Source organism: Rhizobium sp. RHZ01 (genome assembly GCF_014851595.1).
GTDB classification, from domain to species: Bacteria; Pseudomonadota; Alphaproteobacteria; order Rhizobiales; family Rhizobiaceae; genus Rhizobium; species Rhizobium altiplani.
In genome coordinates this window covers 47,884-73,943 of record NZ_JACUZZ010000031.1, presented here as the reverse complement: position 1 = coordinate 73,943, position 26,060 = coordinate 47,884, and the positions used below count along the sequence as shown (strand labels likewise).

Sequence of the window (26,060 nt, the reverse complement as noted above, 5' to 3'; positions counted from 1 at the left end):
GATCTTCGCGATCCTGACGTCACTACTGCGATGAGGCGGAAAGGGCGCCCGTGTCAGTCGCCGCCGGAAAGTCAAATTCCAATGTTTACAGACACTTGAAGAGGGGGTGCATAATGAACACAACGTGGCCAACGAAAGGAAATGGTGTTTCCTCGGATTGTGAACGATGGCCTCAGGAGGCGATGCGCCAGGAGCTTTCGATCGCCATCTCCGTGAAATCCTCGAAGGACAGCGGGCGGGAGAAGGCATAGCCCTGCAGGAGGTCACAGCCGAGTTCGTCAAGGAGGGTGGCATGCGCTGCCGTTTCGACGCCCTCGGCCACCGTTTCGACGCCGAGCGAGCGGGCGATGTCGATGATCGAGCTGACCAGCGCGCGCTCCTGCGGCGAATTCATGATCGGCTGAACCAGCTGCCGGTCGATCTTCAGCCGCTTCGGCTTCAGCTTGAGGAGGCTGACAATCGACGTGTGACCCGTTCCGAAATCGTCGATTTCGATGTCGACCCCGAGCGTCTTGATCCGCTCGAGGTTATGCGCGGCTACATCCTCGCTTTCGTCGAGGAAGATCGACTCGACCAGTTCAAAGGAGAGTTCGCCGGGGCGGATCTGCAGGCCACTCAGCGATTCTGCGAGCATTTCGTCATGCAGCCGTCGCGCTGAAACGTTGACCGAAATCTTCGGAATGGTCACACCCCGTGCCGCCCAACGCATCTTGTCCTTCAGCGCGGTGTCAAGCACGATGCGGTCGAGCGTCTGGACGACGTTGATCTCGTCGGCGACCTTCAGGAACTTGTCCGGCGTCAACAATCCGCGGGAAGGATGCTGCCAGCGAACCAGGGCTTCGACGCCGGTGAGTTGCATCGTGCGCGCCGAGAACTGCGGCTGATACCAGGCGATAAACTCGCCGTTCTCGATGCCGGCAAGGATCTCGTCGGCCAGGCGCTTGTTGTTGATGATGTCGGCCTGGAGATTGTGATTGAAGAACTCGTAGCGGTTCCGGCCCTGGCTCTTGGCGCGGTAAAGGGCGATGTCGGCATTGATCAGCACCTTGCGTGCATCGACGTGCACGCCATTGGCGAGCGCGATGCCGATGGAGACGCCGCAGCGGCAGGCAAAGCCCTCGAAGTCGATCGGCTGGCGCATCTGCTCGATGATCCGGCCTGCAAGGGCAGACATATCCGTATCGCTGGCGTTGTGCGCCAGGATCACGAACTCATCGCCGCCGATGCGCGCCACGAGGTCGTCTTGGCGCAGGTTCCTCGACAGTACCCGCGATGCATGGATCAGCATTGCGTCGCCTGCGGCATGGCCAAGCGTGTCGTTGATCTCCTTGAACCTGTCGAGGTCGATGTGGAGGATGGCGAATTTCTGCCGCTCGCTCCGCCCGTCGAGGGTCAGCCTTTCAAGCGCGATATCAAGCTTGCGGCGGTTGGCAAGCGCCGTCAGCGGGTCGTGCAGTGAATTGTGCTCGATGCGGTTCTTGGCGATCTCGAGTTCGATGTTCTTGGCGATCGCCTCGTCCTTGGCGGCCTTGAGCTGGACCGTCATCAGCGCATCCTCGGTGATGTCGAAGGCAACGCCGATAATCTTCAGTTTGCCGCCTGAGGTCTTATGCACCTTGCCAGTGGAGCGGACGTAACGCATCGCGCCGTCCTCGACGGGAACCCGACAGATCAGGGTATGAGTGTCACCAAGGTGCTTGAAATGACGCGCGCTTTCGCGAGCCAGTGCCTGGTCCTCCGGCAGAATGCAGGAAAGCCAGACCGGTTCGGTCATGAAGCCGACCCTTGGCTTCAGGCCATAGAGCTCGTGCATCCGGTCGTCCCAGATCGAGCCTTCATCACCGAGCGTCGCCTCCCATATCCCGCACTGATAGGTGTCGAGGGCCAGGTCCAGCTTACCTGAGAGTTCGGCGAGTTCAGCCTCGCGCCGCGACAGTTCGTCCAGCGCCATCTCCAGTTCGGCATTCTTGACGTCGCTGACATCCTTTGCCTTACGCAGGGTTTCGGCCGCTTCCGCGTCGGTGGTGACGTCCCAGACGATCCCGACCGTTTTGTCATCGCCGGCCGCGTCCGTGTAGAAGGAGCCGATCGACCGCAGGTGTCGGACGCTGCCGTCCTCGGCGATGACGCGGTATTGTGTCTCGTAGGCTGAACCGGCGACGTGGTAGTTGAAGAAATGGACCTCCGCAAGGTGCCGGTCTTCGGCAACGATCGCGGCAAGCCAGTCTTCCAGCGAGTGACTGCCATCTTCTGCCGGCTTCCCGTGGAGCGCTGCGGCCCGGGCATCCCAGAAGAGCGTTTCGCCGTGGTCATGCAGCTCCCATATGCCGATGTTCGACGACTCCAATGCCAGATTGAGGCGCTGCGACAGCTTGAGCAGCGTAGCTTCGCGCACCTTGAGTTGGACGATGTTGCGGTTTCGCTCGCCGAGCAGCAAGGTCGCGAAGAAGACTGGGACGATGGTGATGCAGCCTGCGGCAGCGATAATCAGCCGAAGCGTCGACTGGTTTTCCGGAATCGCGTTCCAACCGGTCTTCGGAGCCGCGGCAATTTCCCAGCGCCCGCCGGCAAAGGCGATCTTTCGCGTCATCGGCCGCTTGTCACGCAAATCCGGTGAGCCGAAAAAGGGTAGGGCCGAGTCCGCAAGAGCGAGGTCGCGAACCGCAATCGAGAGATGGTCGAGGTGCGGATATTTCTCCTGATTCTCACTGTTGTGCGCGGGCTTCAATCCGGTGTTCTGATAGAACATGTTCGCGTCGATCATAACCTCGACTGCGCCCCAGATACGGCGTTGCCCATTTTCCTTCACGAAGACGGGAAAGAAGATTCCGAAAGCTTCCTTGCCGTCGCTGGCGGCGATCGGTCCATAGAAACGCGCCTGCTCGGCGCTGGCGCGCGTCACCGCTTGACGGGCGAGGAGGACCTCGCGGACATCCTTGCCGATGCGACCTTTACCCGCTTGCGAGGGAAAGACATTGCCGACGATAAAGTTCGGCGCGATGGCGATATCCAGGAAGTGGGGATTCTGGATGAGCAGCCAGTTGATCTGCCGCTCCATCTCCTCGGCATTTACGCTGGAATTGACCGCAACCATGTTGGCCAAGTCGCGTACGACGGTAATGTCCATGTTGGTCTGCGCGCTGATGCGCGCACGAATCAGACTCACCTCGTTTTCCGTCCGGATCGTCAGTTCGCGCAGATGAGCGGCAGTATTGGCGCGGTCGAGCCCAAAGCCGACGATGACGACGACAATAGCAACGAGGCCGGAGACTAGGAGGGCAAGGCGTGTATTCCTGAAGACGCGCCGCAACGTGTTGCTGTCTTTGTGGCGGAATAGCAAAACCCAGTCTCCCATGTTCGAGGGAGACTTTAGATAGGGGCGGTTAATTTACGATTTCCCGGAAATCCTCTTTGCCAGAAAGGCGGACATACGGGGAAAATAATTAACGAATGCATGCGGTTATTGTTAAAGTACTATTCATTAATTGGACGCGGAAGATCATTCTTCCGGGCAAATTTCGCCATATTCGGGGGGTTATCTGTGCGCAGTTGGGTTATCGAGTCGCGTTTTCGAGGGAAGTCCGCCATGCGCTTCGTAGTAGCTACGCTTTTGGCCACAGCGAGTTTCTTGTCGCCGATCGGCGGATTTGCTGAAAGCGCGGACGTCGAGGCGACGATCAAGAAGGTCGATATGACCAATCTCAGCCTCACTCTGGATGACGGAAAAACCTACCAAGCGCCGGAAGAGTTCAATTTCGAGGGGCTGAAGGCGGGCGTCAAGGTTATCGTCTTCTATACCGAGGTCGACGGCAAGCGCGTCATCAACGATCTCGATGTCGTTCAGTAATCGAACTAGATCCAGCCGATCGACCCGTTGTCCCGATCAATCTTAAGGATCCGGTCCTGCGGAATCTCGCCCTCTGCCGCTTCGTCCTTCGGTAAGGCCGCAATGGTCCTGAAAAGACTGCGTATGACGCCGCCATGAGTCACGCAAACCGTAGGCTTGTCGACGGAATTCAGCCAGGACGCCACGCGCCAGGACATGATTTCGTAGCTCTCCGCGTCGTCTCCTGGCGGAATGAAATCCCATTTGTTGAGATTACGCTCGGTGATGCGGTCCCGGGCCGTTGCCTTCAATTCCTTGATCGTGAAACCTTCCCAAGCGCCGAAGGAAACCTCCACTAGGCGCTCGTCGGTTCGATAATCTTTCGACGGAAGACCCATCGCCTCGCGCATGATCTCCATCGTGGCGCGGGTTCGCGCGAGCGGGCTCGCGACGAAGTCAAAGGGGATTGCCTCGACTTTCAGGATTTCTGCGAGGTCGATACCATTCTGCCACGCCTGCGCTCTGCCGATGGCATTGAGCGGGATGTCCTTCTGCCCTTGCAGGCGGCGTTCGGCGTTCCAGTCTGTCTGGCCGTGTCTGACGACGTAGATAAGCAATGATCGGCTCCGTTTACGGCACGCAACCCCTCAATCGCTGTCGCGAAGAAGGGGTCGCGAGCACGACGCAGCAAAGGAGTGCGATCAGTCCTTTATGACGGAAATGTCCGGTGCGTCTACCGCCTTCATGCCGACGACGTGATAGCCGCTGTCGGCATGGTGGACTTCGCCGGTGACCGAGCGAGAAAGATCCGAAAGCAGATATAGGCCGACATCGCCGACCTCTTCGATCGTCACCGTCCGACGCAGCGGCGCATTGTATTCGTTCCACTTCAGAATGTAGCGGAAGTCGCCGATGCCGGAAGCTGCAAGCGTCTTGATCGGGCCGGCGGAGACGGCGTTGACGCGAATGTTCTTCGGTCCGAGGTCGACCGCCAGGTACTTCACGCTGGCTTCCAGCGCCGCCTTGGCAACGCCCATGACGTTGTAGTTCGGCATGACCTTCTCGGCGCCGTAATAGGTCAGAGTCAGCATGGAGCCGCCATCCGTCATCAGCCTCTCGGCGCGACGCGCCACCGAGGTGAAGGAATAGACGGAGATCTGCATGGTCTTGGCGAAGTTGTCGGCCGAGGTATCGACATAGCGGCCGGTCAACTCGTCCTTGTCCGAAAAGCCGATCGCGTGAACGATGAAGTCGATCTTGCCCCACAGCTTTTCGACGTGGTCGAAGACGGCATCGATGGTCGACTCGTCGCTGACATCGCAATGTCCGGCAAGAACGCCGTTTACCTCTGCAACCAGCGGCTCGACGCGCTTCTTCAGTGCATCACCCTGGTAGGTAAATGCGATTTCGCCGCCCTGTGCATGAATAGCCTTGGCAATACCCCACGCAATCGAACGATTGTTGGCAACGCCCATGATGACGCCGCGCTTGCCTGACATGAGGCCTGTTGCCTGAGCCATATTTTGCCCCCTAAGAAATTCTGATAGGTCCTGCCTATGGCATAGGCTGCTAATCGGTTCAAGATTAGTAGCAATCATCAACTGTTAGGGATCGTAACAAAGGGTGCGCTTGTCACCTAAATTTCACAGAAACAGCCCGTTCTTCATGCTTCGCATCAGATCGGTGACTTTGTCGTCAGGTTTTTCCCACAACATAATGCGCAGTTCGACGACGAGATCTCCCTTTCCGCCATCTGCGTTCGCAAGTCCCTGACCGGAAATTCGGATCGTCTTGTCGGAGCCAGACCAGGCGGGAACCGTGACGTTGATCGGCCCGCGAGGGCCCTCGATGCGCGCATCGGTTCCGAGCACGGCATTTTCGATCGTCACCGGCAGCACGGTGTGCAGGTCGAAGCCACTGACGGTAAACCGCTCATCGGGCGCAATGTGGATATTGATGACCGCATCGCCCCGCTGCATGCCGGTCAGCTTGTGGCCTTGGCCCTTGAGACGTACCTGGTGGCCTTCCGTCGTACCGGCGGCCAGCGCAAATCCGGCCTCCCGGCCTTCGCCGAGATCGACCGTCAGCCAGCTGCCCTTGATGAGATCGTCGATGCTCACGGTCTTCGTTGCGAACTGGTCGGGCACCTTTTCAGGTGCCTGCTGCGTCCCGCTGCCGGTGAAGCGACGCACCAGGGAAGTCAGCAAGCTGAGTGGCTGCATGATCGCAGAGGCCTGAGCGGCCGCGTCCTCGGCAGCCTGCTGCTCAGCCTCGGCCTTGCCGGCCTCCGGCTGTTTGTCTGCGATCGCGGCCTCCGGTTCCGGCCGCCTCGCGGCGCCAGCGCTAAAACCCTGGTCGCGACCACCACCGGCTGCGGCGCGTGCCTGCGTGCCGAAGATACGTTCGATCATTTCTTCTGCCGGTTCGGCAGCACCCGTCTTCTGCTGGTTGGCGGCATCGGCCGCGGCCTTCTGGGCGGCGGCGCGCGCGAGTTCTTCCATCACGCGCTCGGCATTGGCTTGCGCTGCCTTGGCACGCATGGCAGCTTCGCGAGCCGCCTGGCGCTGTTGCATGATCGTGTTCTCATTGGCTTTGGCTTCCGCCATGCGCGCGGCATTGTCGAAGAGGCTCCGCTTCTTCGGATCCTTCAACGTCTCATAGGCGCGGCCAATCTCGGCAAAGCGGGCGCTCGCCGTCGGATCACCCTGATTGTGGTCCGGGTGAACCGCCTTGGCCATGTGGCGCCAGGCTGCCTTGATCTCGTCCTGCCCCGCGTCCCGCTTGACGCCCAAAATCTTATAAGGATCGCGCATGTCCCCAAACCGCCGGTGTTCCGATGCGGTGTGCCTGTCCCTTGCCCTAGCACCCCGAAGCCTCTGACTTGGCGCTCGGCCTCATCCCCAGGGAAGCAGCCGTGCGCACGTCAGGCGGATTGTGAGTAGAAGTTGCTAATCAGTTCTTAGCCCGCGTGGCGGACAACTCGCTTTTGCGCCGAATGGTTAGCCTTTTGCTAAACATCATGAGAGGACGGAACCGCGCGCGTTAAGCACGCAACGCGCGGCACTCAGCTTTCCGGCTGGAAACTCATCAGTTGCCAGTTGCCGCCGCCGACCAGGCAGGTCTTGCCGTAAAATTTCGCGATGCCGACATAGGAGTGCCGCGTCGTGCGGAACTGGCGGCAAACCTGGCCGGAATCCGTGTTCTCGACGATCGTGTCGATGACGCCGGCGCTGCCGGTCGAGGCATTCGCCCAGGGGAGGGGGCGTCCCTCCAACCTTTGGATATCGGCCGAGGTCACGGCGTTGCCGACGGTCATTTCGTCGGAAATCGAGTCGCTCGTCGGCGCTGGCTGTGGCACGGTGCCAGTCGCAACCGACCGATCGACCTTCGAGCTGCTGAAGAGGTCCAATCCGCTGGAGACGCAGGCGGAGAGGGAGAGCACCGCCGTACCGACAACGCAGAGGTCCGCGCTGCGACGCAGCAGACCCTTTGTATGGCGATCTGACTTTGCTATGACTTCCACCCTGCGTCCTGTCCAGTAGCTAAAAGCTGGGCAAACTTCGAATAAACCCGGGGCATTTGAGCTAATATGTCGGCAAATGAGTTAACAAGCGGTGACTTCACCGAGCGAAACGAACCCTTCGATCTTTTCTCGGAGTGGCTGAAAGAGGCAGAAGCTTCCGAGATCAATGACCCGAATGCGGTAGCGCTTGCGACGGTCGACGAGGACGGCCTTCCCAACGTCCGCATGGTACTCCTTAAGGGATTCGATCACGACGGCTTTGTCTTCTACACGAATTTCGAGAGCCAGAAAGGCCAGGAAATTCTCGGACAGAAGAAGGCGGCCATGTGTTTCCACTGGAAAACGCTGCGCCGCCAGGTTCGGTTGCGCGGGCCTGTCGAAGCTGTGACGGACGAAGAAGCAGACGCTTACTTCAAGACGCGCGCCCGCGGCAGCCGGATTGGCGCCTGGGCGTCGAAGCAGTCGCGGCCGCTGGAGAGCCGGTTCGCGCTTGAGAAAGCTGTTGCCGAATACACCGCCCGCTACGCGATCGGCGAGATCCCGCGTCCTGCGCATTGGTCGGGCTTTCGGATCCGGCCGGTGTCGATCGAGTTCTGGAAGGACCAGAAGTTCCGCCTGCATGATCGTATCGAGTTTCGCCGGGCTTCGCCGGAAGGCGATTGGACGAAGGTTCGCATGTATCCGTGAAGCGTTCAGCTCCTGTTTGGCGCAAACCGAAACGGAATACCGGAGGCAAGGCCGGACACGTACCGCACCTTTTGATAGAGACCGTTGATCGAAAGCCTCGGCAGATAGGTCATGTTGTTGAGCGAGCGCTTCGTGACGACACCCGCCTGTGTCGTCACCGCGAGGTCGAAACCGACTTCGCGCGCGATCTGTGCCTGTCTCTGGGTTACGGCCTCGCGCGTGCCATAAGGGTAGGCGAAGGAGCCCGGCCGGTGTCCGGTGATCGCTGCAACGTAGTCGCGGGACACCTCCATCTCGTCGCGAACCTCCTGATCGGAGAGGCGTGAGATCGCCCGGTGGCTGATTGTATGGGCGCCGAGTGAGGCGAGGGGGCTCGCCTCAAGCAGATTGAATTCCGCCGGTGTCATGACGAGATCGTCGACGATTTCGTCCGGATCGATCTCGTGCTTTCGCGCCATCAGGTCGATGGCCGCGACGGCGGCGCGTTCGTCATGTCGATGAAGATGGCTGGCGATGCGCGCGAAAGCGCGGCCCTTTGCTTCGGTCGTCGTGATGTCAAGCATCTCGTGGCCACTACCGAAATCGAAGCCGAGCCTCTCCTCTCTCCGCAGAAGCGCTGCCAGCGTCTCCCACCAGATCGTATGCGTGCGTTCGGCGAGGCCCTTGGCGACGAATACCGTGAAAGGCGCATCGTACTTTTCGAAGATGGGCAGGGCGTAGACGAGATTGTTGCGGTAGCCGTCATCGAGCGTGAAGGCGGCAAAGGGCTGGCTGGACCCGGTTTGCGAAAGCAGCGCTGGAATCTCGTGGAGCGCCACGAAACGATAGCCGTCGCTCTTCAGGCGATCGAGAACGAGATCGAGGAATACCGGCGTGATTTCCAGGTGCGCGTTCGGCGCGAAAGCGGTTTCCTCGCGTGGACGGACATGATGGAGCGTGCAGATGGCCCCAAGTCCGCGCGCGCCGCGCATCACGCCTGCTGCGCGCAGGAGGTTGGCCGTCTCAAGACCGCCTGCAATCGCAATCTGCTTTGCAAGCCCTTTGATACTCGCCGCCATCTCAACTGCTCGCTGGTTTCTGGAGCCGCGAAACTAGCAAGCCTGCGGTTAAGTGTTGCTGAATGAAGATTTTTGAGTGTCCTCTTTACGGGATTTTCACTATGAAAGGTAAAACTTGACAAAAATGGTACCGGTTGCCGCAAAGTCGCGCCATATCGGCGACTGCTGTAGTGGAACGGGACAAATCTGAATGGCGCCGGCTATTCGTTCATTGAGGGGAAATTTCATGAAGAAGCTGTTGGCCGCGATTATGACAGCGACGCTCGTCGTTGCGGCGCCGTTGACCGCGATGGCAGGCAGCGCCTCCCTGATCCTGGATGCCCGAACCGGCAAGGTGCTCAGTGCCGAGAACGCCGATGTGCTGAATCATCCCGCGTCGCTGACGAAGATGATGACCATTTATATGGCCTTCGAGGCGATCAAGCGCGGCAAGATCAGCTGGAACACTCCGCTTGTCATGTCGAGATACGCCGCCTCGCGGCCGCCGACAAAGCTCGGCGTTCGCGCGGGCGATTCCATCACCGTTCAAGAAGCAATCCTCGGCATGATCACCAAGTCGGCCAACGATGCTGCCGCAGCCATGGCCGAGAAGCTCGGCGGTTCCGAAGCCAACTTTGCAGCCATGATGACGCAGAAGGCGCGGCAGCTCGGCATGCGCCGTACGGCCTTCTACAATGCCTCCGGCCTTCCGGATGGTCGGCAGGTCACTACGGCGCGGGACATGTCCACGCTTGCCGTGGCGCTGATGCGGAATTTCCCGAGCGAATACCGCCTGTTCTCGACGGCGAGCTTCACGTTCCGTGGGCGCACGATCCGCGGCCACAACAATCTGATGTACCGCTACCAGGGCATGGACGGCATCAAGACGGGTTATACCAACGCGTCTGGCTTCAATCTGGTCAGCGCTGTCAAGGATGGCGACCGCCGGGTCGTCGGCGTCGTGCTCGGTGGCCGCACTGCCCGCAGCCGCGACGCCAAAATGGCCGGTCTGCTCGACAAGTATCTTGGCCGCTCGGCGGGCGGCAACCTCGTCGCGAGCACCAACTCGCGCCAGACAGTCGAAGTTGCTTCGGCTGCCGCTGATGCCGATCTGCCGATCCCGGGAACTGCGCCGCGCACCAATGATCTCGCGCCGAAGGCGCTCGGCTTTCTGAGCGATACGACTGTACCGTTGGAGCGCCCGTTCGCCGCCGCCGAACCCGCCAATGCCGGCAAGATCGCCGCCAAGTCCGCAGGCGCGCCGTCGGCATCCGGCGACTGGCAGATCCAGATCTCGGCTGCATCGAGCGACGATGCCGCCCGTGCCCTTCTGGCCCAGGCGAAGGCCGAAGGTGGTGCGGCACTGAAGGCCGCATCGCCTTATACCGAGGCTGTCGGCAATGGCGCGAACAAGGTCTATCGCGCTCGCTTTATCGGCTTTCAGAGCCGCGAGGCCGCTACATCTGCCTGCGACGCGCTGAAGCAGCGTTCCTACGACTGCATGCTGTTGCCCGATCACGGCTGATCCATCTCGACTTTCCGACAGATGATGCTGAGTGATCTCGCCGAAAAGTTCGAGCGTGCGTCGCGGAACTACGCCGATGCCAACGGCATCGAGCGCGACGCCGACTGGTTTCTGCTGAAGCTTCAGGAGGAAATCGGCGAGCTTACCCAGGCTTGGAACCGTGTCAGCGGGAGAGGGCGCAAAAAGGGCAGGTCGGATGAGGAGCTACGGCTGGACCTTGCCGACGAGGCGGCCGATGTCCTCGGCCACATCCTTCTTTTCGCGCACAGGAACGATCTGGATCTCTCAGCGGCAATCAAGCGCAAATGGCTCTTCCGGCCAGAGCAGCGCTAGGCTGCAGTGATCCTGCGCCGATAGAATTTGCTGTCCACGGCCATCAGTGGGAACGATGGCGGAAGCTCACTTTTCGAAACTTCGGCGAATCCATTCTTCTCGTAGAACCGGTGGGCGGCGAGGAATTTGTCCGTGGTCCCAAGGAAGATGTCTTTGATCCCCTGAGCCTCCGCATGGTCAACCAACCCGGCAAGAAGACGGGCTGCGACTCCATGTTCGCGACCGCGCACATCGGCAGCAACAAACATCTTGCGCAGCGCCGTCTGGCTGTTGCCGATGTCCTTCAGCCCGATCGTGCCGACGATCTGGCCATTGCGCACCGCCACCCAGAACTGACCTTTTCCGGATTGATAGAAATCAGGAATGGCGGCGAGATCAGGCTGGTCGTCGGCCGTGATCGCGATGCCGAATTCCTCGCGCTGGATCGGCAGGATCACCGCGAAAACATCATCCATATCGGAGGCAACGAAAGGTCTGATTTCGATTTCGCTCATCGCCGCTGCTCGTTCTAGACTAGGCTTTCGTGCCGCCGACGGTGATCTGATCCATCCTGAGGTGCGGCTGGCCGACACCAACCGGAACCCATTGCCCAGCCTTGCCGCAATTGCCGATCCCGGTGTCGAGCTTCATGTCATTGCCGACCATTGAAACACGCTTCATGGCGTCCGGCCCGTTGCCGATCAGCATCGCGCCCTTGATCGGGGCGCCAATCTTGCCGTTGTCGATCAGGTAGGCCTCCGTGCAGCCGAACACGAACTTGCCCGATGTGATATCCACCTGGCCGCCGCCGAACGAAACCGCGTAAATGCCCTTCTTGACGGAGGAAATGATTTCCTCCGGCGTCTTGTCGCCACCCAGCATGTAGGTGTTGGTCATGCGGGGCATTGGAACGTGGGCATAGCCCTGCCGACGGCCGTTGCCCGTCGGTGTCATGCCCATCAGGCGGGCGTTCTGTCGGTCCTGCATGTACCCGACCAGCTTGCCGTTTTCGATCAGCACGTTGTAGCCGGACGGCGTGCCCTCGTCATCGATGGTGATCGAGCCGCGGCGGTTGTCGATAGTACCGTCGTCAACGACTGTGACGCCGGGCGCCGCAACCATCTGGCCGAGGAGACCGGCAAAGGCCGACGTCTTTTTCCGGTTGAAATCGCCTTCGAGACCGTGGCCTACCGCTTCGTGCAACATGACACCCGGCCAGCCGGAACCAAGCACGACGTCCATGGTGCCGGCGGGCGCCTCGATCGCCTCCAGGTTCACCAGCGCTTGCCGCAAGGCTTCGTCGGCGCCGTATTGCCAGTTGTCCTCGGCGATGAAATCGCCAAAGCCGATGCGGCCGCCGCTGCCGTAGGAACCGCTCTCCTGGCGGTCGCCTTCGCCTGCAATGACCGAGATGTTGATACGCGTCATCGGCCGGATATCGCGAACGCGGTGACCATCGGCGCGCAGAATATCGACAACCTGCCAGCTGGCGGCGATCGATGCGGTCACCTGGCGCACCTTGGCGTCCTTGCCGCGCAGATAGGCGTCGATGTCCTGTAACACCTTGACCTTCTCTTCGAAGGTCGGCGTGCCGATTGGGTTCTCGTCGGAATAGAGCTTCTTGTTGGTCCGCTGGGGAGCCGCCGCATAGCTGCCCGCATGACCGCGGGTGACGGCGCCAACCGCATCGGCGGCGCGCTTCAGGGCCGCGACGGAGAGGTCGCCCGCATGCGCATAGCCGACCGCTTCGCCGGCAACTGCGCGCAGGCCGAAGCCTTGCTCGGTGTTGAAGCTGCCGCCCTTGAGGCGTCCGTTATCGAACATCAGCGATTCCGCCTGGGAATGTTCGATGTAGAGCTCCCCATCATCAGCGCCGGAAAGCGCCTCGGCAACAAGCGAGCGCATCTTCGCTTCGTCGGCATCGAAAAGCGTCAGGAGATCCGTATTCATATCTTTATGCTCCGCTGAAGCAGGAATGCTATCAGCCGATGTAGGTTCGGTGGACGGTTCGAGCAAGCCCCGAAGGCGAGACGATCAGGGGAGGGCGTCGTACCCTTCAGCGAAACCCTTGAGGTCGACAGGAATGCCGATCCCCTCTTCCGGCGTCTGGAAGACGATGAAGGTGGCGCTCGCGCCGCTGCGGAAGGTCTTCAGCAGCTCGTCCTCGAGAACGACCTCAGCGTAGCAGCCATCGGCGAAGCAACGTACGAAATAGGCGCGGCCGATATCCTTGCCGTCGACGTTAAGGCCGAGGCCGTTCGGCAGCAGGACGCCGAGCGGGGCGAGGACGCGCAGGATTTTTGACTTGCGGTCGGCGGTCTTCAGCACCACGACGGAGAGACCGACCTCAGGCCGATCCTCGGCTATGACGTTCTGCATCAAGGCGCACTGCTCGGTCGAGGCGCCGGCCGGCTTGTCGCAGACGACCGACCATGCGCCGTGGTTCGACTTTACGGTGCCGGGTGCCTGCGGCTGCGTCTGGCCGGGCGTTGCCTGCGTGGCGGGAGCTTGGGGCGCGGGCTGTGCCGGCGCGGGCTGCTGCTGGGCGAAAGCGGGAGCAGTCGCTGCGGCCGCAATGCACGCTGTCAGCACGAACGACCGTGCGAGGGAACGGAAACCCATGAAAACCTCTGCAATTCGAATCAGTGCCGCTAAATTGGGGCGCGCCACCAAAAATGAAAAGCCCCACTCGCTGAAAAGCCGGGGACTACGGCGGAAATGGGACGTTTATCGGAGAATGTTGGCGTAGTCGCGCGCTGCACAAGCTTTATTTCGTCGGTGATAGCGAAAAGATGGAATGTTTCTTTATGCTTGGATCAAGCTGTTTGAAAGCGAAAATGCCGCACGAACAAACGCTTTGGGCGGTTGCGATCAATGACAAACTGTGGTTTGAAGCGCTGAGATGGCAAGGATTCTGTGCGCGATTTTGCACGGACCAGCGCTCGAGGGAGATATTAAGGTGATTAAGAAGGCTTCTGCAGCTCTGACCGCGCTGGTCTGTCTGCTTTTTGCTTCCGGCAGTTATGCCGACCAGCCGCAGCCGTGGCAGGCAACATTGCAGCCGGCAGCCACGCCGATCATGCGAGACATTCATTGGTTTGAGCAATATACCCTGTGGTTTATCGTTCCGATCACGCTTTTCGTGTTGGTCCTTCTTATTGTCGTCTGTCTGAAGTTCCGCTCCGGTGCCAATCCGGTGCCTTCCAAAACGAGCCACAATACGCTGATCGAAGTCGCATGGACCGTGGGACCGGTTCTCGTGCTTCTTTTCCTCGCGGTGCCTTCGTTTAACCTTTTGACCGCCCAGCTGACTTTGCCGGAAAATCCGGATGTCACCATCAAGGCGACGGCCACCCAGTGGCAGTGGAACTATGAATATGAAGGCTCGGGCGAAACCCCGGTCGCTTTCGACTCCTATCTTCTGAAGGATCAGGACCGCGCCGCTGCCGGCAAGGAAGACAAGTCGCGTTATCCGCGCCTCCTGGCCGTGGACAATGAGCTGGTCCTGCCTGTCAACAAGACCGTCCGTGTTCTCGTGACGGCTGCTCCCACCGACGTCATTCACGCTTTTGCAATGCCGTCTTTCGGCGTCAAGATCGACGCCGTACCGGGTCGCCTGAACGAAACCTGGTTCCGTGCCGAGCGGGAAGGCCTATTCTACGGCCAGTGCTCCGAACTCTGCGGCAAGGACCATGCGTTCATGCCGATCGCTATCCACGTCGTTTCCGAGGACAAGTACAAGCAGTGGCTCGCCGGTGCTGCTACTGATCTGCCTGGGGCGTACAAGACACTCATGGCCGCAACCGATGGTCCCGCAAAGACCGTCGACGTTGCCGAAAACGTCGCACAGTAAGGGAAGAGGGAACGGGACATGGCTGGACCTTCCGCACACGATCATTCGCATGATCACGGTCATGGCGCACACGCCCATGACGACCATCACGATCACTCGCACAAGCCGAGCTTCATCAATCGCTGGTTCTTTTCGACGAACCACAAGGATATCGGCACGCTTTACCTGATCTTCGCGATCATGGCCGGCATCGTCGGCGGCGCGCTCTCCGTTGCCATGCGCATGGAGCTGCAGGAGCCGGGCATCCAGATCTTCCACGGTCTGGCATCGATGGTTTACGGCTATGAAGGCGACGCCGCCATCGACGGCGCCAAGCAGATGTTCAACATGTTCACCACAGCGCACGCGCTGATCATGATCTTCTTCATGGTCATGCCGGCGATGATCGGTGGCTTCGCCAACTGGATGGTGCCGATCATGATCGGTGCGCCTGACATGGCGTTCCCGCGTTTGAACAACATCTCCTTCTGGCTGATCGTTCCGGCCTTCCTTCTGCTGGTCATGTCGATGTTCGTCGAAGGTCCGGCGGGCGCTTACGGCGCAGGCGGCGGCTGGACGATGTATCCGCCGCTGTCGAGCTCCGGCACGCCGGGTCCGGCTGTCGACCTTGCGATCTTCGCGCTCCACATTGCCGGTGCGTCCTCGATCCTCGGTGCGATTAACTTCATCACCACGATCCTGAACATGCGCGCTCCGGGCATGACGCTTCACAAGATGCCGCTCTTTGCCTGGTCGGTTCTGATCACCGCCTTCCTGCTTCTGCTGTCGCTCCCGGTTCTTGCCGGCGCCATCACCATGATGCTGACCGACCGCAATTTCGGTACGTCCTTCTTCGTGCCGGAAGGCGGTGGCGACCCTATCCTCTACCAGCACCTGTTCTGGTTCTTCGGTCACCCCGAAGTATACATCCTGATCCTGCCCGGCTTCGGCATCGTCAGCCACATCATCTCGACCTTCTCGCGCAAGCCGATCTTCGGCTACCTCGGCATGGCCTACGCCATGGTCGCGATCGGTGCCGTCGGCTTCGTCGTCTGGGCGCACCACATGTACACGGTCGGCCTGTCGCTCGACGCGCAGCGCTACTTCGTGTTCGCAACGATGGTCATCGCCGTTCCGACGGGCGTGAAGATCTTCTCCTGGATCGCGACGATGTGGGGTGGCTCGATCAGCTTCCGCACGCCGATGGTCTGGGCGATCGGCTTCATCTTCCTGTTCACCGTCGGTGGCGTGACGGGCGTCCAGCTCGCCAATGCCGGTCTCGACCGCTCCCTGCATGACACCTATTACGTTGTGGCTCACTTCCACTACGTTCTGTCGCTTGGCGCCGTCTTCGCCATCTTCGCTGCTTGGTACTACTGGTTCCCGAAGATGACCGGCTACATGTACAACGAGTTCATTGGCACGCTGCACTTCTGGGTCATGTTCATCGGCGTCAACCTGGTGTTCTTCCCGCAGCACTTCCTTGGCCTCGCGGGCATGCCGCGCCGCTACATCGACTACCCGGATGCGTTTGCCGGCTGGAACTATGTTTCCTCGATCGGTTCCTACATCTCGGCCGTCGGCGTGCTGATCTTCCTCGTCGGTGTCTTTGAAGCCTTCGCCAGGAAGCGCGTTGCCGGTGACAATCCGTGGGGTGAAGGCGCAACGACGCTCGAATGGCAGCTGTCTTCGCCGCCGCCGTATCACCAGTGGGAACAGCTCCCGCGCATCAAGTAAGATGCGAGAAATCGCGACCGCCGCGTGTTACAGTGCGGCGGTCGGCTTACAAGTTTGCAGGACAATAGAATGACAGTTATCGGCAATCGCAAAGCTCTTGCACACGACGGCGAGTTCCGCCTGTCGGAGGCGAGCGCGCGCGATTATTTTGAGCTTCTGAAGCCGCGCGTCATGTCGCTCGTGGTCTTCACGGCATTTGCCGGTCTCGTTCTGGCACCGGGGCACATCAATCCGGTTCTCGGTCTCATTGCCATCCTGTGCATCGCCATTGGCGCAGGCGCTTCAGGCGCGCTCAACATGTGGTACGACGCCGATATCGATGCGATCATGACCCGCACAGCAAAGCGTCCGATACCGGCCGGTCGTGTCGCTCCGCGCGAGGCGCTGGCATTCGGCTTGGTGCTTTCCTGTTTTTCGGTGGTTATCCTGGGGCTAGCCGTCAATTGGCTCGCAGCCTCGATCCTCGCCTTCACGATTTTCTTCTACGCCGTGATCTATACGATGTGGCTGAAGCGCTCGACGCCGCAGAACATCGTTATCGGCGGTGCCGCCGGCGCCTTTCCGCCGATGATCGGCTGGGCCTGCGTGACGGGTACCGTCACGATCGAAAGCTTCGTGCTCTTCATGATCATCTTCCTCTGGACGCCAGCCCATTTCTGGGCGCTGGCTCTGTTCAAGATGAAGGATTATGAGACCGTCGGTGTTCCGATGCTGCCCAATGTCTCGGGTGAGCGCACCACCAAGCATCAGATTGTTGCCTATGCCGTGCTGACGGCGGTGTGCGGCGTGCTGCCGACTGTCCTAGGCTTTGCGAGCCTCGGCTACGGCCTGGTTGCCGCAGTCCTCGGCGCAATCTTCATCTACTGTTCCATCGCCGTCTGGCGGATGCCGGACGGCGATGAGAAGATGATCCCGGCCAAGAAGCTCTTCGGCTACTCGATCCTGTATCTTTTCGCAATTTTCTCCGCCCTGATGTTCGACCGGCTGGCGGCCGTGCTCGTTTCGCATGCGGGAGGCATTTTCTGATGGACGTCGTCAAGCTTACGGAAGCGCAACGCAAGTCGCGCCGCAATCGCAACGTCGCTCTTGGCCTGGTTCTGGCCGGCCTTGTCGTACTCTTCTACGCGGTCACGATCGTGAAGTTCACATCGGGGCACATGTAAGATGAGCGAGATGCAGAGCACGCCGAGGAAACAGCGCAACAATGGCGCCGTCGTTTTCATGTGCCTTGCCTTCGTCGTCGGCATGGGCGCTGCGAGCTATGCGGCTGTTCCGCTCTATCGGATGTTCTGCCAGCTTACTGGTTACAACGGCACGACACAGCGCGTCGAGCAGGCCTCCAGCGTGATTCTCGACCGCAAGATGCGCGTCACCTTCGACGCCAACATTGCGCCGGGTCTCGACTGGGAGTTCAAGCCGGTCCAGCGCGAGGTCAACCCGCGCATCGGCGAAACCGTTCAGGTGAATTTCACCGCGGTGAACAAGTCGAACGAGCCACAGCGCGGCCAGGCGGTGTTCAACGTCACCCCCGGCGAAGCTGGCGTCTATTTCAACAAGGTGCAGTGCTTCTGCTTCAACGAGACTGTGTTGAGGCCGGGCGAAAAGCTTGAAATGCCGGTCGTATTTTACATTGACCCTGACATTACCAAGGCCGTGGAATCGAAAGATATCCACACTGTTACCTTGTCCTATACGTTCTACCCTAAAGAGGGTCCGAAGCCGGTGGCTTCGAATGAGGGTGGAACGGTAAAGCTTGAAAAGAAACTTTGATTGAGGTTCGTGTCCGGCGATGCCGGAGCGGAGAGGAAGAGATCCGGGGATAGCTTACATGGCTGATGCGCATCAGAAACATCACGACTACCACATCATCGATCCGAGCCCGTGGCCGCTGCTGGCTTCGATCGGCGCGTTGATCATCACCTTCGGCGGCGTTGGCTTCATGCGCTACCTCAACGGTGGCTCGCTGCATCTCTTCGGCGTCGAATGGGCGCATCCGTGGCTGTTCTTCATCGGCCTCGCGCTCATCCTCTACGTCATGTTCGGCTGGTGGTCGGACACGGTGAAGGAAGCGAATGAGGGCGCTCATACGCGCGTCGTCTCGCTGCACCTTCGCTACGGCATGATCATGTTTATCGCTTCCGAAGTGATGTTCTTCGTCGCCTGGTTCTGGGCCTACTTCGACGCCAGCCTGTTCCCGAATGAAGCGATCCAGGCCTCGCGCGTTGCCTTCACCGGTGGCCAGTGGCCGCCGAAGGGCATCGAAGTCCTCGACCCCTGGCACCTGCCGATCTACAACACCGTCATCCTGCTGCTGTCGGGCACGACCGTCACCTGGGCGCATCACGCGCTGCTGCATAACGACCGCAGGGGCCTGATCCAGGGCCTGACGCTGACCGTTCTGCTCGGTGTCCTATTCTCGAGCGTGCAGGCCTACGAATACGCGCACGCTCCGTTCGCCTTCAAGAACTCGATCTACGGCGCGACCTTCTTCATGGCGACCGGTTTCCACGGCTTCCACGTTCTGGTCGGTACGATCTTCCTGCTGGTCTGCCTGCTGCGCGCGATCCGCGGCGACTTCACGCCGAAGCAGCATTTCGGCTTCGAAGCGGCGGCCTGGTACTGGCACTTCGTTGACGTCGTCTGGCTCTTCCTGTTCTTCTGCATCTACGTCTGGGGCGGCTGGGGCGCTCCGTTGGCGGCAGGCTGAGCGGGCTGTCTGGAATTTGAATAGGGCGGGTGCCACGGCACCCGCCCTATTCGTTTTGGGGATTAGCGCATGGCGGCGATGCGCTCGAACGCGGAGGGTTCCGGAATGCCGAGGTCCAGGCGTTGCCGGATCGCCTCGGCGCATTCGAAAGGCGTCAATACAGAGGTATCGACCTCCAGGTCGTAGATGCCGGGGATATGCACCTGCTCCTGCCAGAGCTGGACCGGATGGGGGACGGCGTCGTGTTCGTCGGCGCGCACATACAGCGTATGCCGTCCGGGCGCAGGAATGTTTCGCCTTTTCATGATGACCTTGATTGGACATTTGACGCCGACGAAAAGCACCGGCAATCCCTCAAGCCGACGCGCGCAATCGGAAAGAATACCGAGCGGCCGAGAGTAGCTGTCGTGATGACCGAGGTCAGCCACCACATTGAGCCCGAGGCCGGCATGGATTGCAATCGACTCGTAAAGCGCAGCATAGAAGAACGGCACCATCTCCTCGAGGTCGGGACGTTCCCCACCCGGGCGGAGCCCGATGCCCGGCAGATAGCGTTCCGGGGTCATGTCGTTGTAGGTGTCGACGCCGAGGTTCATCCAGGGACCGTCGAAGTGCTCCTGGATCGTGTTGGCGATCGACGATTTTCCACTGCGCGGGGCGCCGTTCAGAATGACGATCTGTCCGGCCGAGCTGTCGTATGTCATCAGTTTTCTTCTTCTGTTTGGCGCGAATCGCTGAGGCGAAAGAGCGCAGGTATTTCCTTTCCCTCTGCGAATACTTTATGGGTGAGTTAAGGCAGACGCACAGGTTGGCCATAGGCAATTGGAAGGATGGCATGAACGAGGACAGCGCGCATTTTCCACCGGTCGATCCGCTGAAGACAGGCATCAGGGGATGCTGCCCGCGCTGCGGCCAGGGGAAGCTCTTTGATGGCCTGCTCGCGCTGAAGCCCCGCTGCTCGGCCTGTGGTCTGGACTACGCCTTTGCCGATGCTGGCGATGGCCCCGCCGTGTTCGTCATTTTGATCGTCGGCTTCATTATCATCGGCTCGGTGTTGTGGCTGGAAGTCAACTACGCGCCGCCGATCTGGCTGCACATTATGCTGTTCGGCCCCCTGACCGTCATTCTCTCCCTGCTTGCCCTTCGCTGGTGCAAGGGGATTCTGATCGCGATGCAGTATCGCCACAACGCCAGCGAGGGGCGCATTTCCCGTGACTGAATTTCATGTTTCGGCGTCACGCCGAAAGCGACCGGTCCTCACCGGCATCGCGGTGGTCATTGCGCTTGCCATCCTCCTCTCGCTCGGCACCTGGCAGGTCGAACGGCTGCACTGGAAGGAAAAGCTGTTGGCCAATATCACCGAGCGCCGGCAGGCGTCGCCGGCATCGCTTGCCGATATCGAAGGAATGGCCGCGACGGGCGAGGATATCGACTATCGCCACATCACGGTCAGCGGCGAATACGTCAACAGCAAGGAGCGGCACTTCTTTGCGACCTGGCATGGCCAGACGGGTTTCTATGTCTACACCCCGCTGCAGTTTGCCGATCGTCGCTATCTCTTCGTCAACAGAGGTTTCGTTCCTTACGACAACAAGGAGCCGGAAATGCGGATGCAGGGCCAGCTCACCGATCAGCAAACGGTGACCGGCCTTGCTCGTGCAAAACTTCCGGGCAAGCCGTCCTGGGTGGTGCCTGATAATGATGTCGCCAAGAATATCTTCTACTGGAAGGACCTCGACGTGATGGCGTCGAGCGTCGGGCTCGACAAGGCCGAGGTGGTTCCGTTCTTCGTGGATGCGGATGATACCCCCAATCCGAAGGGGCTGCCGATCGGCGGGGTCACCGATGTCGATCTGCCCAACAACCACTTGCAATATGCCTTCACATGGTTTGGGCTTGCGGCAACGCTTGTCATCATCGTCGTAGTCGCGCGTTTCCGTAAGCGGGGTCCCGCGCAATAGTATCGCTTCAATTCTTGCCTATATTGGGCTAGAGAGCCCTATCCCTACGAACCGGAACAGACATGAATATTGCGGCGAAACCTCCCTTGACGATCAGGCTCTGCGGACCGCGCGGCTTTTGCGCAGGCGTCGACCGTGCCATCCAGATTGTCGTGCTGGCGCTGAAATCCTACGGTGCGCCTGTTTATGTCCGCCACGAGATCGTCCACAATCGCTATGTGGTCGAAGGCCTGGAAGCCAAGGGCGCCGTCTTCGTCGAGGAGCTCGACGAGATCCCGGAAGAGCACCGCGCTCAGCCGGTCGTCTTCTCCGCGCATGGCGTGCCAAAATCCGTGCCGGAGGATGCAAGCGCCCGCAACCTCTTCTATCTCGACGCCACATGCCCGCTGGTCTCCAAGGTGCACAAGCAAGCGATGCGCCACAACAAGCTCGGTCGCCATGTCGTTCTGATCGGCCACGCGGGCCACCCGGAAGTGATCGGCACGATGGGCCAACTGCCGGAGGGCACGGTCTCTCTCATCGAGACGGTCGAGGACGCCGACGTCTATCAGCCCGCCGATCCCGACAATCTCGGCTACGTGACGCAGACGACCCTGTCTGTGGACGATACGGCCGGCGTGATCGCGCGCCTGCAGGAACGTTTCCCCAATCTGACCGCACCGGCGGCCGACTCGATCTGTTACGCCACGACCAACCGGCAGGAAGTGGTGAAGCAGGCAGCCCCCGGCTGCGATCTCTTCATCATCGTTGGAGCGCCGAATTCCTCGAACTCCAAGCGGCTCGTCGAGGTGGCTTTGCGGGCAGGGGCCAAGAAATCGCTCCTTGTGCAACGCGCCTCGGAACTGGATTGGGACGAGATCGGCCCGATCTCCACGCTTGGTCTGTCAGCCGGTGCATCGGCGCCCGAGGTGATCGTCAACGAGATCATCGAGGCCTTCCGCGCGCGCTTCGACGCCAGGGTCGAGCTTGCCGAGACGGTTCAGGAAAACGAGCATTTCCTCGTCAACCGCGAACTGCGCAGCATAGAGCTGACGCATGAGGATATGGCGTGGGTGAACGGGTGAGCCGCAATCCCGGTTAGGGGAGCAGTCGTCGAGGGGACGATTGCGGTGGCTGCCAACGCTCTGCGGGGCGCTGGCGTTCGATTGATCAAGCTTTCGTGGGACGTAAATTGGCAGTCTATACCGATATTTCCGAAGACGATTTGAAGTGGTTCCTGACGGAGTACGACACCGGAACGCTGCTCTCCTACAAGGGGATCGCGGAAGGCGTCGAGAACTCGAACTTCCTGCTGCACACCACCAAGGATCCGTTGATCCTCACCCTTTACGAGAAGCGCGTCGAGAAGAACGATCTGCCGTTCTTTCTGGGGCTGATGCAGCATCTGGCCGCTCGCGGTCTGTCCTGCCCGCTGCCGTTGCCGCGAAAGGACGGGGCCTTGCTTGGTACGCTGTCCGATCGCCCGGCAGCGCTGATCTCGTTCCTGGAAGGCATGTGGCTGCGCAAGCCGGAAGCCAAGCATTGCCGCGAGGTCGGCAAGGCGCTGGCAAAGATGCACGTCGCTGGCGACGGCTTCGAGTTGAAGCGGCCCAATGCGCTGTCGGTCGATGGCTGGAAGGTACTCTGGGAGAAGTCCGAGGCTCGCGCCGACGAGGTGGAGAAGGGGCTGCAGAACGAGATCCGCACGGAGCTCGATTTTCTCGCGGCCCACTGGCCGAAGGACCTGCCTGACGGTGTCATCCATGCGGATCTTTTCCCCGACAACGTCTTCTTCCTCGGCGACGAGCTATCGGGCCTGATCGATTTCTATTTCGCCTGCAACGACCTCTTGGCCTACGACGTCTCGATTATCCTGAACGCCTGGTGCTTCGAGAAGGATGGCGCCTACAACATCACCAAGGGCATGGCGATGCTGGAAGGCTACCAGAGCGTCCGACCGCTCAGCGATGCCGAACTGGCAGCACTACCGATCCTTTCGCGCGGTTCGGCATTGCGCTTCTTCCTGACGCGCCTCTACGACTGGCTGACGACGCCGGAGGGGGCGCTGGTCACCAAGAAGGACCCGCTCGAATATCTGCGCAAGTTGCGCTTCCACCGGCAGATCGCCAACGCCGCGGAATACGGACTCTCGGCATGAAGCACGTCGATATCTACACCGACGGCGCCTGCTCCGGAAATCCCGGCCCCGGCGGCTGGGGCGCGGTGCTGCGCTATGGCGAAGTCGAAAAGGAACTGTCGGGCGGTGAGGCGGAGACGACCAACAACCGCATGGAGCTGCTGGCCGCCATCTCGGCGCTGACGGCGCTGAAGAGCGCGTGTGAGGTCGACCTCCACACCGACAGCAAATACGTAATGGACGGCATCTCCAAGTGGATCTTCGGCTGGAAGAAAAACGGCTGGAAGACCGCCGACAAGAAGCCGGTAAAGAACGGCGAACTTTGGCAGGCGCTAGACGCCGCCAACCAGCGCCACAAGGTCAAGTGGCACTGGGTCAAGGGCCACGCCGGCCATCCGGAAAACGAGCGCGCCGACGAGCTCGCCCGCAAGGGCATGGAGCCGTTCAAGAAGCGCTAGACTTGGTGCTCGGAATGGTGCGGAAACAAGGACATCGCGCGTTTCCCTGAATCTGCAAGGAAACGTTCGGCGTAGATCGGGGAGGGATGTGATGCGGATTGTCTCGCTGAATGCATGGGGCGGAAAGCTGCATGCGCCGCTCATTCCCTACCTCGCCGAGATCGACGCCGATGTTCTCTGCCTGCAGGAAATCACGCGCTCGGTAACCGTTTCCAGTGACTGGCTGGTCTACCGCGACCGCAGTCATATCCTGCCGCAACGCGCCAATCTGTTTGCCGAGATCAAGGCGATCCTTCCCGCCCATGATGCCCTCTACGCGCCGACCGCAAGGGGCGAACTTTTCGAAGGCGAGACCTCTGTCGTGTCGGAATTCGGGCTTGCAACCTTCGTGCGCCAATCGCATCCGGTCATTGGCCTGGCGATGGACTTCGTACACGGCGACTTCTCGAGCGATGGCTATGGCGCACACCCCCGCGCGCGCAACGCGCAGTGCCTTCGCCTGTTCGATTATCGCGCCAATCGTCCGATTACCATCGCCCAACTGCATGGCCTACGCGACCTTGCCGGCAAGGGCGACACGCCAGCGCGTCGCGGCCAGGCGGATGTCTTGGTCGCTCTCATCCGCCGCATATGGCGCGAGGGCGAGCCGCTCGTCGTCTGCGGCGACTTCAATGTGCTTCCTGACAACCTCATGTTCGACGCGCTTGCCGAATTCGGTCTCACCGACCTCGTGACCTCGCGCGGCCATAAGGATACTCGAACCTCGCACTACACCAAGGAAGGCCGCTACGCCGACTACATGTTGGTCACGGCAAATGTTGACGTCGTGGGGTTCGACGTCGTTGTACAGCCCGAGGTGTCCGACCATCGGGCTCTCTTGCTGGATATCGCGTAGGAATTTTGGGGTGGCGCAACGGATGCGGAATGCACCCGCTGCGCCGAGCCTCGGGAGGCTTGTTGACTACGCCGCCTTGGCGACTTCGCCGTGCGGGTCGAGCACGAACTTCATCGCAGCACCATGGTCGAAGCTTTCGTAGCCCTGTACCGCATCTTCAAGCGGGATGACCTTGGCGTTGACGATATCGGCGATCGGCAACCGGTCATGCAGGATCGCCTGCATGAGCTGGCGGTTATACTTCAGCACCGGCGTCTGGCCCGTATGGAAGGACTGCGCCTTTGCCCAACCGAGGCCGAAGCGGAGCGACAGGTTGCCGTGCTTGGCGGCGTTGTCGACGGCGCCCGGATCTTCGGTCACGTAGAGGCCGGGAATGCCGATCGAGCCGGCCGCGCGGGTGATTTCCATCATCTGGTTCAGAACGATCGCCGGCTGCTCGCCGCCCGAATGCCCGCGTGCCTCGAAGCCGACGGCGTCGATGGCGCTGTCCACTTCGTTAGTGCCGGTCACCTGCGCGATCATGTCGCCGAGCCGGTCGCTCTTCGACAGGTCGATCGGCTCGAAGCCGACCTTGGCGGCATGGGCAAGGCGATCCTTGTTGAAGTCGCCGATCATCACGACGGCAGCCCCGAGGATGCGGGCGGATGCAGCCGCCGCAAGCCCGACCGGACCGGCGCCGGCGACATAGACGGTGGATCCGACGCCAACACCGGCGCGCACCGCACCGTGGAAACCGGTCGGCAGGATGTCGGAGAGCATGGTCAGATCGCGGATCTTTTCCATCGCGCGGTCGCGGTCCGGGAATTTCAAGAGGTTGAAATCGGCATACGGAATGGTCACGTAGCGGGCCTGCCCGCCGATCCAGCCGCCCATGTCGACGTAGCCGTAGGCGCCGCCGGCGCGCGACGGGTTGACCGTCAGGCAGACGCCCGTGTCCTGCGATTTGCAGCAGCGGCAGCGGCCGCAGGCGACGTTGAACGGAACGGAGACGAGATCACCGATCTGCAGCATCTCGACATCGACACCCTTCTCGATCACCTCGCCGGTGATTTCGTGGCCGAGAACAAGGCCTGGCATCGCGGTAGTGCGGCCGCGAACCATATGCTGGTCCGATCCGCAGATGTTGGTGGAGATCACTTTCAGGATGACACCGTGCTCGATCTTGCGGCCATCGGGTGCCTCAAGTTTCGGATCGTCGATGTCGTGGATTTCGACCTTGCCGGGCCGCATGTAGACGACGCCTCGGTTCTTGCTCATTTCCATCTCCTCCGTTGAAAATGCTGCCTCGTGTGGGGCTCCTCTTCCCCGCGCACTGGATACCGACAGATTAGACGAGAATGTAGGACGCGCCGTTCCGTTTACGACTGTTTAGGGCGTCGAATTGGTCACGTCTCGCACGCGGGTCTTGCCGTGGCCATTCAGATGGGGATCTCTGCAAAACGGC

The 26,060-nt window shown here is 60.5% G+C and carries 27 protein-coding genes; 16 read left to right on the top strand and 11 right to left on the bottom strand.

Going from position 1 to position 26,060, the window contains the following annotated elements; genetic code table 11:
* Positions 1-172: 172 nt before the first annotated feature.
* Positions 173-3,340 carry an EAL domain-containing protein gene (locus IB248_RS25965; protein WP_018858980.1) on the bottom strand — a complete coding sequence of 1,056 codons (3,168 nt, stop codon included), beginning with the start codon at positions 3,338-3,340 and terminating at the stop codon, positions 173-175.
* A 246-nt stretch (positions 3,341-3,586) separates the two neighbouring features.
* Between IB248_RS25965 and IB248_RS25960 the strand changes: the two genes are divergently transcribed.
* A complete protein-coding gene (locus IB248_RS25960; protein WP_018858981.1) occupies positions 3,587-3,847 on the top strand; it encodes a DUF1344 domain-containing protein in 261 nt (86 codons plus the stop codon).
* A 5-nt stretch (positions 3,848-3,852) separates the two neighbouring features.
* On the opposite strand, the gene IB248_RS25955 is transcribed toward IB248_RS25960, so the two are convergent.
* The 4 genes from IB248_RS25955 to IB248_RS25940 form a co-directional block, all read right to left on the bottom strand.
* The gene (locus IB248_RS25955) at positions 3,853-4,443 is read right to left on the bottom strand and encodes a histidine phosphatase family protein (RefSeq protein WP_018858982.1); all 591 of its coding nucleotides are present in this window, start codon (positions 4,441-4,443) and stop codon (positions 3,853-3,855) included.
* Between the two features lie 84 nt (positions 4,444-4,527).
* Entirely contained in the window at positions 4,528-5,346 is an 819-nt protein-coding gene (gene fabI, locus IB248_RS25950) for an enoyl-ACP reductase FabI (protein WP_025661091.1), read from the bottom strand.
* 123 nt (positions 5,347-5,469) lie between these two features.
* On the bottom strand, positions 5,470-6,639 hold the full coding sequence (locus IB248_RS25945) for a DnaJ C-terminal domain-containing protein (protein WP_192241882.1): 1,170 nt from the start codon (positions 6,637-6,639) through the stop codon (positions 5,470-5,472).
* A gap of 251 nt (positions 6,640-6,890) precedes the next feature.
* On the bottom strand, positions 6,891-7,349 hold the full coding sequence (locus IB248_RS25940) for an RT0821/Lpp0805 family surface protein (RefSeq protein ID WP_018858985.1): 459 nt from the start codon (positions 7,347-7,349) through the stop codon (positions 6,891-6,893).
* Between the two features lie 66 nt (positions 7,350-7,415).
* On the opposite strand from IB248_RS25940, the gene pdxH reads away from it, so the two are divergent.
* Positions 7,416-8,036: a pyridoxamine 5'-phosphate oxidase gene (pdxH, locus tag IB248_RS25935; protein WP_113471801.1), complete on the top strand. Its 621-nt coding sequence runs from the start codon at positions 7,416-7,418 to the stop codon at positions 8,034-8,036.
* A 5-nt stretch (positions 8,037-8,041) separates the two neighbouring features.
* On the opposite strand, the gene IB248_RS25930 is transcribed toward pdxH, so the two are convergent.
* A complete protein-coding gene (locus IB248_RS25930; RefSeq protein ID WP_112642984.1) occupies positions 8,042-9,094 on the bottom strand; it encodes a polysaccharide deacetylase family protein in 1,053 nt (350 codons plus the stop codon).
* A gap of 226 nt (positions 9,095-9,320) precedes the next feature.
* Here IB248_RS25930 and IB248_RS25925 point away from each other — a divergent pair, with 226 nt between their 5' ends.
* Both IB248_RS25925 and IB248_RS25920 read left to right on the top strand, forming a co-directional pair.
* Positions 9,321-10,598 carry a D-alanyl-D-alanine carboxypeptidase family protein gene (locus IB248_RS25925; RefSeq protein ID WP_025661095.1) on the top strand — a complete coding sequence of 426 codons (1,278 nt, stop codon included), beginning with the start codon at positions 9,321-9,323 and terminating at the stop codon, positions 10,596-10,598.
* 24 nt (positions 10,599-10,622) lie between these two features.
* A complete protein-coding gene (locus IB248_RS25920) occupies positions 10,623-10,931 on the top strand; it encodes a pyrophosphatase (RefSeq protein ID WP_018858989.1) in 309 nt (102 codons plus the stop codon).
* On the opposite strand, the gene IB248_RS25915 is transcribed toward IB248_RS25920, so the two are convergent.
* From IB248_RS25915 to IB248_RS25905, 3 genes are all read right to left on the bottom strand, one after another.
* A complete protein-coding gene (locus IB248_RS25915) occupies positions 10,928-11,425 on the bottom strand; it encodes a GNAT family N-acetyltransferase (RefSeq protein ID WP_192241881.1) in 498 nt (165 codons plus the stop codon). The genes IB248_RS25920 and IB248_RS25915 overlap by 4 nt on opposite strands.
* A 19-nt stretch (positions 11,426-11,444) precedes the next feature.
* Entirely contained in the window at positions 11,445-12,860 is a 1,416-nt protein-coding gene (gene tldD, locus IB248_RS25910) for a metalloprotease TldD (protein WP_062370502.1), read from the bottom strand.
* 84 nt (positions 12,861-12,944) lie between these two features.
* Positions 12,945-13,532, bottom strand: a complete 588-nt coding sequence (locus IB248_RS25905; protein WP_112642993.1) for an invasion associated locus B family protein — start codon at positions 13,530-13,532, stop codon at positions 12,945-12,947.
* Positions 13,533-13,869: 337 nt separating this feature from the next.
* Between IB248_RS25905 and coxB the strand changes: the two genes are divergently transcribed.
* The 6 genes from coxB (at position 13,870) to IB248_RS25875 (ending at position 19,186) form a co-directional block, all read left to right on the top strand.
* Positions 13,870-14,763, top strand: coding sequence for a cytochrome c oxidase subunit II (coxB, locus tag IB248_RS25900; RefSeq protein WP_025661096.1), 894 nt, complete (start codon positions 13,870-13,872; stop codon positions 14,761-14,763).
* 18 nt (positions 14,764-14,781) lie between these two features.
* Complete coding sequence (ctaD, locus tag IB248_RS25895) at positions 14,782-16,479, top strand: cytochrome c oxidase subunit I (protein ID WP_018858993.1); 1,698 nt, start codon at positions 14,782-14,784, stop codon at positions 16,477-16,479.
* Positions 16,480-16,548: 69 nt separating this feature from the next.
* On the top strand, positions 16,549-17,505 hold the full coding sequence (locus tag IB248_RS25890) for a heme o synthase (protein ID WP_192241880.1): 957 nt from the start codon (positions 16,549-16,551) through the stop codon (positions 17,503-17,505).
* Positions 17,505-17,642, top strand: coding sequence for a hypothetical protein (locus tag IB248_RS25885; protein ID WP_018858995.1), 138 nt, complete (start codon positions 17,505-17,507; stop codon positions 17,640-17,642). The genes IB248_RS25890 and IB248_RS25885 overlap by 1 nt, the downstream gene beginning before the upstream one ends.
* 1 nt (position 17,643) lies before the next feature.
* Positions 17,644-18,249, top strand: a complete 606-nt coding sequence (locus tag IB248_RS25880; RefSeq protein ID WP_018858996.1) for a cytochrome c oxidase assembly protein — start codon at positions 17,644-17,646, stop codon at positions 18,247-18,249.
* A gap of 58 nt (positions 18,250-18,307) precedes the next feature.
* On the top strand, positions 18,308-19,186 hold the full coding sequence (locus IB248_RS25875; RefSeq protein ID WP_018858997.1) for a cytochrome c oxidase subunit 3: 879 nt from the start codon (positions 18,308-18,310) through the stop codon (positions 19,184-19,186).
* Positions 19,187-19,248: 62 nt separating this feature from the next.
* Here IB248_RS25875 and IB248_RS25870 read toward each other — a convergent pair whose 3' ends face one another.
* On the bottom strand, positions 19,249-19,890 hold the full coding sequence (locus tag IB248_RS25870; protein WP_018858998.1) for a chloramphenicol phosphotransferase: 642 nt from the start codon (positions 19,888-19,890) through the stop codon (positions 19,249-19,251).
* 131 nt (positions 19,891-20,021) lie between these two features.
* Here IB248_RS25870 and IB248_RS25865 point away from each other — a divergent pair, with 131 nt between their 5' ends.
* The 6 genes from IB248_RS25865 to IB248_RS25840 all read left to right on the top strand — a co-directional run bounded on the left by IB248_RS25865 (position 20,022) and on the right by IB248_RS25840 (position 24,616).
* Entirely contained in the window at positions 20,022-20,405 is a 384-nt protein-coding gene (locus IB248_RS25865) for a DUF983 domain-containing protein (RefSeq protein ID WP_192241879.1), read from the top strand.
* Complete coding sequence (locus IB248_RS25860) at positions 20,398-21,147, top strand: SURF1 family protein (protein ID WP_025661099.1); 750 nt, start codon at positions 20,398-20,400, stop codon at positions 21,145-21,147. The genes IB248_RS25865 and IB248_RS25860 overlap by 8 nt, the downstream gene beginning before the upstream one ends.
* A 62-nt stretch (positions 21,148-21,209) precedes the next feature.
* Positions 21,210-22,211, top strand: a complete 1,002-nt coding sequence (gene ispH / locus IB248_RS25855) for a 4-hydroxy-3-methylbut-2-enyl diphosphate reductase (RefSeq protein ID WP_192241878.1) — start codon at positions 21,210-21,212, stop codon at positions 22,209-22,211.
* A gap of 107 nt (positions 22,212-22,318) precedes the next feature.
* Positions 22,319-23,284, top strand: a complete 966-nt coding sequence (locus IB248_RS25850; RefSeq protein WP_025661100.1) for a homoserine kinase — start codon at positions 22,319-22,321, stop codon at positions 23,282-23,284.
* Positions 23,281-23,721 (top strand): ribonuclease HI, encoded by a 441-nt coding sequence (rnhA, locus tag IB248_RS25845; RefSeq protein ID WP_018859003.1) that lies wholly within the window; start codon positions 23,281-23,283, stop codon positions 23,719-23,721. Before IB248_RS25850 ends, rnhA begins: the two co-directional genes overlap by 4 nt.
* 91 nt (positions 23,722-23,812) lie before the next feature.
* Positions 23,813-24,616 (top strand): endonuclease/exonuclease/phosphatase family protein, encoded by an 804-nt coding sequence (locus IB248_RS25840; RefSeq protein WP_192241877.1) that lies wholly within the window; start codon positions 23,813-23,815, stop codon positions 24,614-24,616.
* A 66-nt stretch (positions 24,617-24,682) separates the two neighbouring features.
* Here the strand turns inward: IB248_RS25840 and fdhA are convergent, their stop codons facing one another.
* Complete coding sequence (gene fdhA, locus IB248_RS25835; protein ID WP_025661102.1) at positions 24,683-25,873, bottom strand: formaldehyde dehydrogenase, glutathione-independent; 1,191 nt, start codon at positions 25,871-25,873, stop codon at positions 24,683-24,685.
* Positions 25,874-26,060 lie beyond the last annotated feature (187 nt).

Coding starts and splice junctions, on each gene's coding strand:
- IB248_RS25905 (WP_112642993.1), bottom strand. CDS start 13,532: ATGGGTTTCCGTTCCCTCGCACGGTCGTTCGTGCTGACAGCGTGCATT.
- rnhA (WP_018859003.1), top strand. CDS start 23,281: ATGAAGCACGTCGATATCTACACCGACGGCGCCTGCTCCGGAAATCCC.
- IB248_RS25930 (WP_112642984.1), bottom strand. CDS start 9,094: ATGGCGGCGAGTATCAAAGGGCTTGCAAAGCAGATTGCGATTGCAGGC.
- IB248_RS25960 (WP_018858981.1), top strand. CDS start 3,587: ATGCGCTTCGTAGTAGCTACGCTTTTGGCCACAGCGAGTTTCTTGTCG.
- IB248_RS25875 (WP_018858997.1), top strand. CDS start 18,308: ATGGCTGATGCGCATCAGAAACATCACGACTACCACATCATCGATCCG.
- IB248_RS25920 (WP_018858989.1), top strand. CDS start 10,623: ATGCTGAGTGATCTCGCCGAAAAGTTCGAGCGTGCGTCGCGGAACTAC.
- IB248_RS25865 (WP_192241879.1), top strand. CDS start 20,022: ATGAACGAGGACAGCGCGCATTTTCCACCGGTCGATCCGCTGAAGACA.
- IB248_RS25890 (WP_192241880.1), top strand. CDS start 16,549: ATGACAGTTATCGGCAATCGCAAAGCTCTTGCACACGACGGCGAGTTC.
- fdhA (WP_025661102.1), bottom strand. CDS start 25,873: ATGAGCAAGAACCGAGGCGTCGTCTACATGCGGCCCGGCAAGGTCGAA.
- IB248_RS25870 (WP_018858998.1), bottom strand. CDS start 19,890: ATGACATACGACAGCTCGGCCGGACAGATCGTCATTCTGAACGGCGCC.
- fabI (WP_025661091.1), bottom strand. CDS start 5,346: ATGGCTCAGGCAACAGGCCTCATGTCAGGCAAGCGCGGCGTCATCATG.
- IB248_RS25885 (WP_018858995.1), top strand. CDS start 17,505: ATGGACGTCGTCAAGCTTACGGAAGCGCAACGCAAGTCGCGCCGCAAT.
- IB248_RS25880 (WP_018858996.1), top strand. CDS start 17,644: ATGAGCGAGATGCAGAGCACGCCGAGGAAACAGCGCAACAATGGCGCC.
- IB248_RS25925 (WP_025661095.1), top strand. CDS start 9,321: ATGAAGAAGCTGTTGGCCGCGATTATGACAGCGACGCTCGTCGTTGCG.
- pdxH (WP_113471801.1), top strand. CDS start 7,416: ATGTCGGCAAATGAGTTAACAAGCGGTGACTTCACCGAGCGAAACGAA.
- tldD (WP_062370502.1), bottom strand. CDS start 12,860: ATGAATACGGATCTCCTGACGCTTTTCGATGCCGACGAAGCGAAGATG.
- ispH (WP_192241878.1), top strand. CDS start 21,210: ATGAATATTGCGGCGAAACCTCCCTTGACGATCAGGCTCTGCGGACCG.
- IB248_RS25945 (WP_192241882.1), bottom strand. CDS start 6,639: ATGCGCGATCCTTATAAGATTTTGGGCGTCAAGCGGGACGCGGGGCAG.
- IB248_RS25840 (WP_192241877.1), top strand. CDS start 23,813: ATGCGGATTGTCTCGCTGAATGCATGGGGCGGAAAGCTGCATGCGCCG.
- ctaD (WP_018858993.1), top strand. CDS start 14,782: ATGGCTGGACCTTCCGCACACGATCATTCGCATGATCACGGTCATGGC.
- IB248_RS25915 (WP_192241881.1), bottom strand. CDS start 11,425: ATGAGCGAAATCGAAATCAGACCTTTCGTTGCCTCCGATATGGATGAT.